This window comes from Flavobacterium cyanobacteriorum (genome assembly GCF_002251835.1).
In the GTDB taxonomy this organism is placed as follows: Bacteria; Bacteroidota; Bacteroidia; order Flavobacteriales; family Flavobacteriaceae; genus Flavobacterium; species Flavobacterium cyanobacteriorum.
On the sequence record NZ_NOXV01000269.1, the window covers coordinates 1 to 9,177 of the forward strand.

Consider the following 9,177-nt stretch of genomic DNA (forward strand, 5'->3'; position numbering starts at 1 on the left):
TTCGAAATAAATTCAACTTAAATTCCTAATGACTTTTTTGGGATTATTTTTGTTATTGTAGATGAATGCTATTATAAGCCCTGCAATAAAAAAGAATATAACAACACCCTCACCATCCGCCTGTAAAAACAAGCACCCCAGGAGCAGTGCAATAATTTGCAGCATAATTGATTTAAAATGGAGGCCTGGCTTTTTGATAAGCCAGTAGCGGTGCAGGTTTACACGTTGGAAATTTATTTCTGTAAATCGTGTGTGTACGTCCTGCCAGATAGCTGCCGGTGGCTCACTGCCAAATTTTTCGAGATAGAGTTTATGAGATGTATTATAGCAGCTGCTAAACTTTTCTTTTTCTGAAGCCCCTCCCTTAGTAGGGTTGTGGTGTATTTCTTTTTTAATAGTATTTTTTTTAGTACACGACAAAAAATATAATTGATTAAAAATCAATAAAATAAGTTCTTAAAAATTTGTATAAAAAGCTGACATTCAGTATATTAAAGGATTATTTATCAGGTAATGCCTTTAAAAAAGAATATCAGCNCTGTGTTAAAAATAATGCTACTCCCAAGCTGTATCATTTAGTTGAGGAAAAGATAATAATCATTACACCTTTGATAACGCCGTCGGGTTGTTGATGATAATTTTTTTGCCATCCAGGCGTATAATACCCAGTTTGTTCATCTCAGACAACAGCCTTATACAGCTTTCGGTTGCGGTACCAACTATGCCTGCCAGTTCTTCCCTGGTCAATTTTACCCTCAGGCTGTTATCATCATGTACACCAAAAGTGTCATGCAAATACAGCAGTGTTTCGGCCAGCCGCTGCCTTACAGGTTTCTGGGCCATGGCTACTACCTGGTCATCGGCTTCTTTGAGGCCACCGCAGATGGTTTTCATCACCTGTAGCGAAAACTGGTTGTTCCGGTTAAAAAAGCCCATGACTTCAGTCTTTGGTATAAAGCAGACTTCCATATCATCAAGGGCAACAGCGCTAAGGTTTACAGGTTCCTCGCTGATCATGGAACGCTGGCCGAGCAACTCACCTTTGGCTGTAAGCTTTACTATCTGTTCGTTGCCGTTGGCGCTTAATTTGGTCATTTTACATATCCCTTCCCTGATACAAAATACACCGTTGACATTTTCTCCTTCTGTAAATAATGGCTCACCTTTTTTTACGGTGTATGACGTTTTGCATTCCGCTAAGCGTATAATTTCATCTTTAGTAAGGGCTTTTAATGAGCTAAGCTGCCGCACAATACACTGTTCGCATTTGTTCATGGTACTATGGTTTAGTTGAGGCAAATGTATTTTATGTGATGAAGATTTCATAAGAGTATGATTAATATCATATTTTCAGAGCGGGTCATACCCCAACTTTGTAGCAGGTATAAAAGGAGCAGATTATGGACATGCACGCTTGCTATCATTGCGGCATTGATGTCGTGGCAAAAGATGAAATATTGTACGATGAAAAGGCTTTTTGCTGTAACGGATGCAAAACAGTTTATGAAATATTCAGCCTAAATGGGCTGGCTGAATATTATAATTTTGAAAAAGCGCCCGGCGCCATGCCCGGCGATGTCAGGAGCAAGTATGATTTCCTGGACAATTCGGCAATAGCAGACAGGCTCCTTGATTTTAAAGAAGATAATACACATATTGTCACATTATACATACCGCACATCCATTGCAGTTCATGTATATGGATACTGGAAAATCTTAGCAGGCTATGCGGGGGTGTAAGCAGCTCGCAGGTAAATTTTCCTGAAAAGAAAGCCCGCATTATCTTCAACCCCGGGCTGGTAACCCTTAAGCAGATAGTACACCTTCTGAGCGCTATTGGGTATGAGCCTTACATAAGCCTTGAAAATTATGAGAACCGGCGGAAAAAAGTAAGTCGCGAACTTATATACAAACTTGGAGTAGCCTTCTTCTGCTTTGGTAACGTCATGCTGCTTTCTTTCCCCGAATACTTTGAAGTAGAAGAATACTGGCTTGACCATTACCGTGGCTTTTTCCGCTGGCTCATTTTTGCACTTTCACTCCCGTCTTTTCTTTATTCGGCAAGCGGTTATTATATCACTGCATTTAAAAGTATCAGGGCCGGTGTGCTTACTATTGATATACCCATTGCCCTGGGTATTGTAGTGATGTTTATACGCAGCACCGTGGATATAATCTTTGGCCTGGGCCAGGGTTTTTTTGACAGCCTTACCGGCCTCGTTTTTTTTATGCTGCTTGGCAGGCTTTTCCAGCAGAAAACATATAATTTCCTTTCTTTTGAACGAGACTTCAGGTCCTATTTTCCTGTAGCTGTTACTAAAATTATGGCAGGTGGCGCTGAAGTTTCCGTGCCTGTATACGATGTGGCGGCAGGGGACAGGCTGCTTATACGCAACCAGGAACTGATACCGGTTGATGGCATACTAATGAGCGACAGCACCGAAATTGATTATAGTTTTGTTACCGGGGAGGCTGTCCCTGTGACCAAATATTCGGGCGATAAAATATATGCCGGCGGCAAACAGGCAGGGAAGGTGATAGAGATGGAGGTACTTTCTTCTGTCTCCCAAAGTTACCTTACGCAATTATGGAGCAATGATGTTTTCACTAAAAATGATACGCAACATTATAAAACGCTTACCGACACTATAAGCCATTATTTTACACCAGTGCTTATCCTTATTGCGTTAGCATCTTTTTCCATATGGATTTTTATTGATGTAACAACGGCTTTTAATGTTTTTACAGCCGTGCTTATTGTAGCCTGCCCCTGTGCGTTGGCCCTTAGCGCCCCATTTACGCTTGGTAATGTGCTGCGTATAATGGGTAACCGTAAGTTTTATCTTAAAAATGCCACAGTTATTGAGCGCCTCGCTAAAATTGATACCATAGTTTTTGATAAAACAGGTACAATTACCACCAACAGGAAGTCAGCCATAGTTTTTGAAGGCACTGCACCGGATGAAAAACAATTTATCCTGATAAAAAATTTGCTTAGAGGGTCAAACCACCCGCTGAGCCGTATGATTTACGACCACCTGCCCACAGTACCGGTACTCCCGGTGACAGATTTTGAAGAAATTACAGGCAAAGGCATACAGGGTAGGGTTGACGGCGCCTTTCTTAAAATAGGCTCCGCTTTATTTGTTGAAGACGCACAGCAGGGCGCACTGCAAACCTGTGTGCATGTTTCCATCAACAAGCATTACCTCGGGAAATACATATTTGAAAACCAGTACCGCAACGGCCTCAAAGAATTGTTTGGCGCTTTGGGCAAAAACTACAAGCTGAAGATACTCTCGGGCGACAATGAAGGGGAACGCAGCGTACTGGAACAACTCCTGCCAAAAGGAGTTGCCCTGATATTTAATAAAAAACCTGAAGAAAAGCTGGCCTATATAAAAGAGTTGCAGCATAGAGGGTGTAACGTGATGATGGTAGGCGATGGCTTAAATGATGCCGGCGCACTCGCCCAGAGCAATACTGGTATTTCGGTATCAGAGGATGTAAACGTATTTTCACCCGCATGCGATGGCATCCTTGACGCTTCACAATTTAGGCGTATAGCTTATTTTATGCGACTGTCAAAAAACACCATCCGTACTATTAAGATGAGTTTTGCGCTTTCGTTGCTGTATAATGTTGTGGGGCTGTCTTTTGCGGTAATCGGGCAGCTTATGCCGCTTACTGCTGCTATTATAATGCCCCTCAGTACCATTACCATTATCAGTTTTGTAACGGTTATGAGCAACTGGTATGCGAAGCGAGGCGGCATGTATTAATCAGGTTTTACGATTTCCGATGGCTCACATGGCTTATATTCTTTATGGCAGTAAGGCTGGCTGTAGTGTGCGGTCAATAAGGCAGATAATTTTAAAAAAATTATATCTCTTTAGTGTTTGTTTAAATTTAAAAGTAGTAGTTCCATACCACCAATCATTTCATTGCAGGCCGGATTTGATCTTCCAATAGAACCCTCAGCGTAGTTAGTGTTAGAGCGGCTGCCTTTTATTATGATATTTACGTATTATTAATTGTTAATCTCTATCAGGATCAGTAGTATTCAACTCAAAAAAAGAAAATATACTTCCTCCGTATCTCTTTTTAAAAGAAAAGTTCTTCATGTGGTCCAGCGGCGTATGGCGTGAACTCTCAATAATCATTATGCCGCTTTCATTCAGCAGCCCGTACTCAAAGATAAGTGTTACCAGCTCTTCAAACAGTTTAGGCTCCATGTGGTAGGGCGGGTCGGCAAAAATAATATCATAGGGCCCTTTGCTGCTCTCAATAAACTTTTTTACAGGGGCTTTTATGGCCTGTATATTAAAGTTAAACGCTTTTGCCGTCTGTTTTATAAACCTGATACAGCCAAAATCTTCATCTACAGCAGTTATTACGGCAGCGCCACGCGAGCCAAACTCATAGCTAATGTTGCCCGTCCCGGCGTACAGGTCCAGTACCCTAAGCCCCTCAAGGTCAAAACGATTGTTCAGTATGTTGAACAGCGATTCTTTGCTCATGTCGGTTGTTGGCCTCACAGGCAGGTTTTTGGGAGGGTTTATCCTGCGTCCCTTATATTTACCTGATATTATCCTCATGCGCTGTATAGTATAAAATGTTGTGAAGCCGCCTGTTGCCCAATATTATATCTATGTTGCAAGGACGTTGTATCAAAGAGGGCTACATGCCTTATATATTTATACGCGATATTAAATAAAACGTCGTCTTCACCAATTTTACCCAGTAGCCAAACCCGAACATTTTCTGGGTTTAGTTGCAGTTGTTCAAGCGTAAAAAGTAAATAATACAGGAAGTCTTCAGGCGTGCCGTATTCAAACGAATTAAACAGCAGGAGCTTTTGGTTGCGTGCTGCCACAATTTCAAAATGGCTTTCCTGTACATGCACATATACCTGCCGGGTATCGATATTTTTAGAAGCATCGAGCAGTTTATTGACCAGTATACTGTTGGTGTTCTTGTATTCAAAACTGCCAAAACGGTCAAGCAGGAAGTTATTTATGTTGGCTTGAGGTACATATACATTATGTATTTCATAACTGCCTATACTATCATAGGCAAAAAAATCAGTTTCAAAAACTTTAGTATTGTATTGGAGGTAGCTGCCCAGGAAGCTGTCATCAAACAGGGCGTGCGGTACAAATGTGTTGAAGTTATTGTCATGCAGCACCAGGACCTCATCATACCGCTCTTCAAGTTCGGGATAGTTTACAAATAGTTTCCATAGCTGGTCTTCAATATCCTTATTTATTATGAATTGCTGTGTGTGTGTGCGTAGCAAATCCCAGTTCAGGGTGTCAAAAACACAGAAAGAAGCCCCACTGAGGGAAACCTGCAGGCAGAGTTTGCGGTAATTTTTATCAGTAATGGTATCGTTCATGTAGTAGTGGCGGTTAGTGTTACAAATTTACATTCTTTTTTGGTTTATCATTATGTATCTTTGGAACCAGCCAAACCAGACCTGTTCATGAACCAGAGCCAATTCTACAAGATCCTGCGGCAGGAATTCCCTTTTCAACCTACAGGCAAGCAGGATATCTTTATGCAGAAGATAGCGGAGTTCATTACTACCGGCAACAAACACCAGCTTTTTGTTTTAAAGGGTTACGCCGGTACGGGTAAAACCACTATTATTTCTACCCTGGTAAACCAGCTGTACCACGCGAAGAAAAAATATGTGCTGCTGGCGCCAACAGGCCGGGCGGCGAAGGTGATTGCCCACTATTCGCAAAAGCCTGCTTTTACCATACACAAGCGTATCTATTTCCCTAAAAAGGGCAGTGGTGGGGGCATGTCCTTCACATTACAGCAAAATAAGTTTAAAAACACTATTTTTATTGTAGATGAAGCCTCCATGATTAGCGATGCGCCAGTGGAATCTAAAATGTATGAGAACGGATCAGTGCTGGATGACCTGATGAGCTACGTGTACAATGGCGATAACTGCAAAATGATTTTTATAGGTGACACGGCGCAGCTTCCCCCCGTAAATATGGAGGTGAGCCCGGCGCTGAACATCCAGCAACTGGCGCAGGAATATTATATGGAAGTACAGCACATAGAGCTGGACGAAGTAATGCGGCAGGAACTGGGCTCCGGTATTTTGTATAATGCTACAGAACTGCGTGAAATACTGAAATCGGCCTTTTTTGATACTTTCCAATTTAAAGTAAAAGGCTTTAAAGATATTGTGCGCCTGCAGGACGGGTATGACATACAGGATGCCATACATCATGCCTACAGCAATTACAGTATTGAAGATACGGCATTTATAGTACGTTCCAACAAGCGCGCCAACCAGTACAACCAGCAGATACGCAACAGGATACTGGGTAGGGAAAGCGAACTTTCTGCCGGGGATTTTATGATGGTGGTAAAAAATAACTATTTTTGGCTGGAAGAAAAAAGCGAAGCCGGATTTATAGCCAACGGCGACATTATTGAGATACTGGAGATTTTCAGGATACAGGAACTATATGGGTTTAACTTTGCAAAAGTTAAGGTGCGTATGGTAGATTATCCTGGTATGGCGCCGTTCGAAACCATACTTATATTGGATACGATATACAGCGAAGCGCCATCATTAACGTATGAGCAGGGCAACCAGCTATACCAGGAAGTCATGCAGGATTATATGGATGAACCCACACAGTACAGGCGTTTTGCAAAAGTGAAGAACAACCCGTACTTCAATGCGCTGCAGGTAAAGTTCTCCTACGCCATAACCTGCCATAAAAGCCAGGGCGGTCAGTGGAATACGGTGTTTATAGAGCAGCCCTATTTGCCGGAAGGTATTGATAAAGATTACATACGCTGGCTGTACACGGCGGTGACACGGGCAAAGGATAAATTGTATCTGATAGGGTTTAAGGATGAAAATTTTGAGGAGTAACGTTTCACGAAAATACACAAAAAAGCACAAGATACACAGAGAATTTTAAGATATCCCACTCTTACGTCTGAGTAGAATTCCCCTCTTGAGAGGGGTTAGGGCTGTGTAATACTATACATACAATATGAAAATAATAGCAGTAATACCGGCACGATATGCCTCTACACGTTTCCCTGCCAAGCTAATGCAGGACCTGGGAGGGAAGACAGTAATCACACGAACTTATCAGGCGGCAGTAGGGACAGGCTTGTTTGATGACGTTTTTGTGGTAACAGATTCAGACATCATCTTTAAAGAGGTTGAAGTTAATGGCGGCAAGGCCATCATGAGCAGTAAGGAACACGAAAGCGGCTCTGACCGTATTGCCGAAGCTGTAGAGCACCTTGATGTGGACATAGTGGTAAATGTGCAGGGGGATGAGCCTTTTATAAATAAAGAGCCCTTAGCAGACGTCCTTGAGGTTTTTAAAAGCGATGCCGCCCACGAAATTGACCTGGCATCGCTAATGTATGAAATAAGGGAATGGGAAGATATTGAGAACCCGAATAACGTAAAAGTAATTGTAGACCAGAAAGGTTTTGCGCTCTACTTTTCACGCTCAGTAATTCCGTACCCGCGCGATAAAGAAGCCGGGGTGAGGTATTTTAAGCATGTAGGTATTTATGCTTTCCGTAAACATGCATTACTTGATTTTTACCGGCTGCCCATGCGCTCACTGGAAGCATCGGAAAAACTGGAGCAATTGCGTTACCTGGAGTACGGCAAAAAAATACGCATGGTACACACCAGCCATATGGGTATTGGTATTGATACCCCTGAGGACCTTGAGAAAGCGAGGGGGTTAATTGAGAAATAGCTTACCCTACCTGAGTTTTTTTATGGTAAATAACTCATTATGGTCTTCTACTTTGGGGTACATCCGTACCGAATAATTTTGTCCAAACTTTGACCGGTATTTTAAGTTCCGTTCTTTTTCTTCCTTTATTAAAGTCATGGTATTGAATAAGATGAAGCCATTTACATTAAGCAGGAAATTAATCCTGTTTATAAAGAAATCTTCAAAAAGGAAGTTCGGCATTTTTGTATCCTGAAAAACATCAATAATTATAAGGTCATACTTTTGTTTTGTTTTAAGTATAAATTCAAAAGCGTCATCTATAACAATATTCACGTTTTTAATACTATTAAGCTGAAAATAAGTATTAGCGATCGCTATGGCTTCAGCATCAATTTCAACACCGGTAATGTGGCCCATGAATTTTATTTCTTCTGCAAGTGTGCGTATAACGCTTCCGCCGCCCACACCCAGCACCAGTACATTTCGGAAATTCCGGATTCTTTCAAACCCTATGTAGTGTAGCCCTTTCCTCAAAATCCGCTGCAGGCTGCCATAAGAATAATTTGTATGGGCAGAATCAAGCACAAGCCTGCCGTTGTTCCAGGTGACTTCAAGCGATTTACTTACAGGAGAATTTTTTTTATAAATCGTTACAGGAATAAAAAAGCTGATTAACCGCCTGAACATTTAGAGTGTTTTCATTTTTGTAAATATATAGTATTTTTATCCTGATTTTTTAAATATGAAAAAAATATACCGCTTACTGTTTTTCAGGATTTTAGGCTGGCAAATTAACGGCACCATGAACCCCGGCCTGAAAAAATGTGTAATCATAGTAGCGCCGCACACAAGCTGGATTGATTTTTTCATTGGTGTGATGGCGAGAGGCGCTATAGGGCTGCAAATGCATTATGTAGCTAAAAAAGAACTTTTCGTGTTCCCGGTTGGCTGGTGGTTCCGCTGGATGGGAGGTACCCCACTGGACAGGAAGAAGAATGAAAATAAAGTTGATACCATCGCAGCTATTTTCAGCAAGCGGGACGTTTTCAGGCTGGCTATTGCCCCGGAAGGCACACGTAAAAAAGTGGATCGCTGGAGGACAGGCTTTTATTATATCGCATTAAAAGCAGAAGTACCTGTAGTGGCAGTAGCTTTTGATTATCAACATAAACAGGTAAAAATTGCCCCACCTTATGTTATTACAGGCGACAGGGAGCAGGACTTTAAAGTTTTAGAACAATATTATAGAGGTATTCCTGGATGTGTTCCCGAAAGTAATTATAAGCATGATTAAGAAGACTTTAACGATTTATTCCGAGATTATTAATAAATATTGCCTAAATTTACATAAGCAAAAGAGATAAAGTTTAAACCAATAAAATTTATAGAAGTGGTTTAAACTTTTATTTTATTAAATTTCTTTAGTGCG

The 9,177-nt window shown here is 41.4% G+C and carries 9 protein-coding genes; 4 read left to right on the forward strand and 5 right to left on the reverse strand.

All coding sequences use genetic code 11. The features are described 5' to 3' along the window. Positions 1 to 12 precede the first annotated feature (12 nt). Both CHU92_RS09660 and CHU92_RS09665 read right to left on the reverse strand, forming a co-directional pair. A complete protein-coding gene (locus CHU92_RS09660) occupies positions 13 to 420 on the reverse strand; it encodes a hypothetical protein (protein WP_094415026.1) in 408 nt (135 codons plus the stop codon). 180 nt (positions 421 to 600) lie between these two features. Beyond that, on the reverse strand, positions 601 to 1,275 hold the full coding sequence (locus CHU92_RS09665) for a Crp/Fnr family transcriptional regulator (protein WP_094415028.1): 675 nt from the start codon (positions 1,273 to 1,275) through the stop codon (positions 601 to 603). Positions 1,276 to 1,400: 125 nt separating this feature from the next. On the opposite strand from CHU92_RS09665, the gene CHU92_RS09670 reads away from it, so the two are divergent. After that, positions 1,401 to 3,782 (forward strand): heavy metal translocating P-type ATPase, encoded by a 2,382-nt coding sequence (locus CHU92_RS09670; protein WP_094415030.1) that lies wholly within the window; start codon positions 1,401 to 1,403, stop codon positions 3,780 to 3,782. A gap of 255 nt (positions 3,783 to 4,037) precedes the next feature. On the opposite strand, the gene rsmD is transcribed toward CHU92_RS09670, so the two are convergent. Both rsmD and CHU92_RS09680 read right to left on the reverse strand, forming a co-directional pair. Continuing rightward, positions 4,038 to 4,598, reverse strand: coding sequence for a 16S rRNA (guanine(966)-N(2))-methyltransferase RsmD (gene rsmD, locus CHU92_RS09675; protein WP_094415032.1), 561 nt, complete (start codon positions 4,596 to 4,598; stop codon positions 4,038 to 4,040). After that, positions 4,595 to 5,398, reverse strand: a complete 804-nt coding sequence (locus CHU92_RS09680; protein ID WP_094415034.1) for a DUF3822 family protein — start codon at positions 5,396 to 5,398, stop codon at positions 4,595 to 4,597. The genes rsmD and CHU92_RS09680 overlap by 4 nt, the downstream gene beginning before the upstream one ends. A gap of 87 nt (positions 5,399 to 5,485) precedes the next feature. Between CHU92_RS09680 and CHU92_RS09685 the strand changes: the two genes are divergently transcribed. Further along, positions 5,486 to 6,910 (forward strand): ATP-dependent DNA helicase, encoded by a 1,425-nt coding sequence (locus tag CHU92_RS09685; RefSeq protein ID WP_094415036.1) that lies wholly within the window; start codon positions 5,486 to 5,488, stop codon positions 6,908 to 6,910. Between the two features lie 124 nt (positions 6,911 to 7,034). After that, complete coding sequence (kdsB, locus tag CHU92_RS09690) at positions 7,035 to 7,766, forward strand: 3-deoxy-manno-octulosonate cytidylyltransferase (RefSeq protein ID WP_094415038.1); 732 nt, start codon at positions 7,035 to 7,037, stop codon at positions 7,764 to 7,766. Positions 7,767 to 7,772: 6 nt separating this feature from the next. On the opposite strand, the gene CHU92_RS09695 is transcribed toward kdsB, so the two are convergent. Continuing rightward, complete coding sequence (locus CHU92_RS09695; protein WP_094415040.1) at positions 7,773 to 8,435, reverse strand: spermidine synthase; 663 nt, start codon at positions 8,433 to 8,435, stop codon at positions 7,773 to 7,775. Between the two features lie 55 nt (positions 8,436 to 8,490). On the opposite strand from CHU92_RS09695, the gene CHU92_RS09700 reads away from it, so the two are divergent. After that, positions 8,491 to 9,042 (forward strand): 1-acyl-sn-glycerol-3-phosphate acyltransferase, encoded by a 552-nt coding sequence (locus CHU92_RS09700; RefSeq protein ID WP_094415042.1) that lies wholly within the window; start codon positions 8,491 to 8,493, stop codon positions 9,040 to 9,042. Positions 9,043 to 9,177 lie beyond the last annotated feature (135 nt).

Bases quoted from the DNA above. Each gene is read 5' to 3' on its own strand.
- kdsB (WP_094415038.1), top strand. From the start codon at position 7,035: ATGAAAATAATAGCAGTAATACCGGCACGATATGCCTCTACACGTTTC.
- CHU92_RS09695 (WP_094415040.1), bottom strand. From the start codon at position 8,435: ATGTTCAGGCGGTTAATCAGCTTTTTTATTCCTGTAACGATTTATAAA.
- CHU92_RS09680 (WP_094415034.1), bottom strand. From the start codon at position 5,398: ATGAACGATACCATTACTGATAAAAATTACCGCAAACTCTGCCTGCAG.
- CHU92_RS09700 (WP_094415042.1), top strand. From the start codon at position 8,491: ATGAAAAAAATATACCGCTTACTGTTTTTCAGGATTTTAGGCTGGCAA.
- CHU92_RS09670 (WP_094415030.1), top strand. From the start codon at position 1,401: ATGGACATGCACGCTTGCTATCATTGCGGCATTGATGTCGTGGCAAAA.
- rsmD (WP_094415032.1), bottom strand. From the start codon at position 4,598: ATGAGGATAATATCAGGTAAATATAAGGGACGCAGGATAAACCCTCCC.
- CHU92_RS09665 (WP_094415028.1), bottom strand. From the start codon at position 1,275: ATGAACAAATGCGAACAGTGTATTGTGCGGCAGCTTAGCTCATTAAAA.
- CHU92_RS09685 (WP_094415036.1), top strand. From the start codon at position 5,486: ATGAACCAGAGCCAATTCTACAAGATCCTGCGGCAGGAATTCCCTTTT.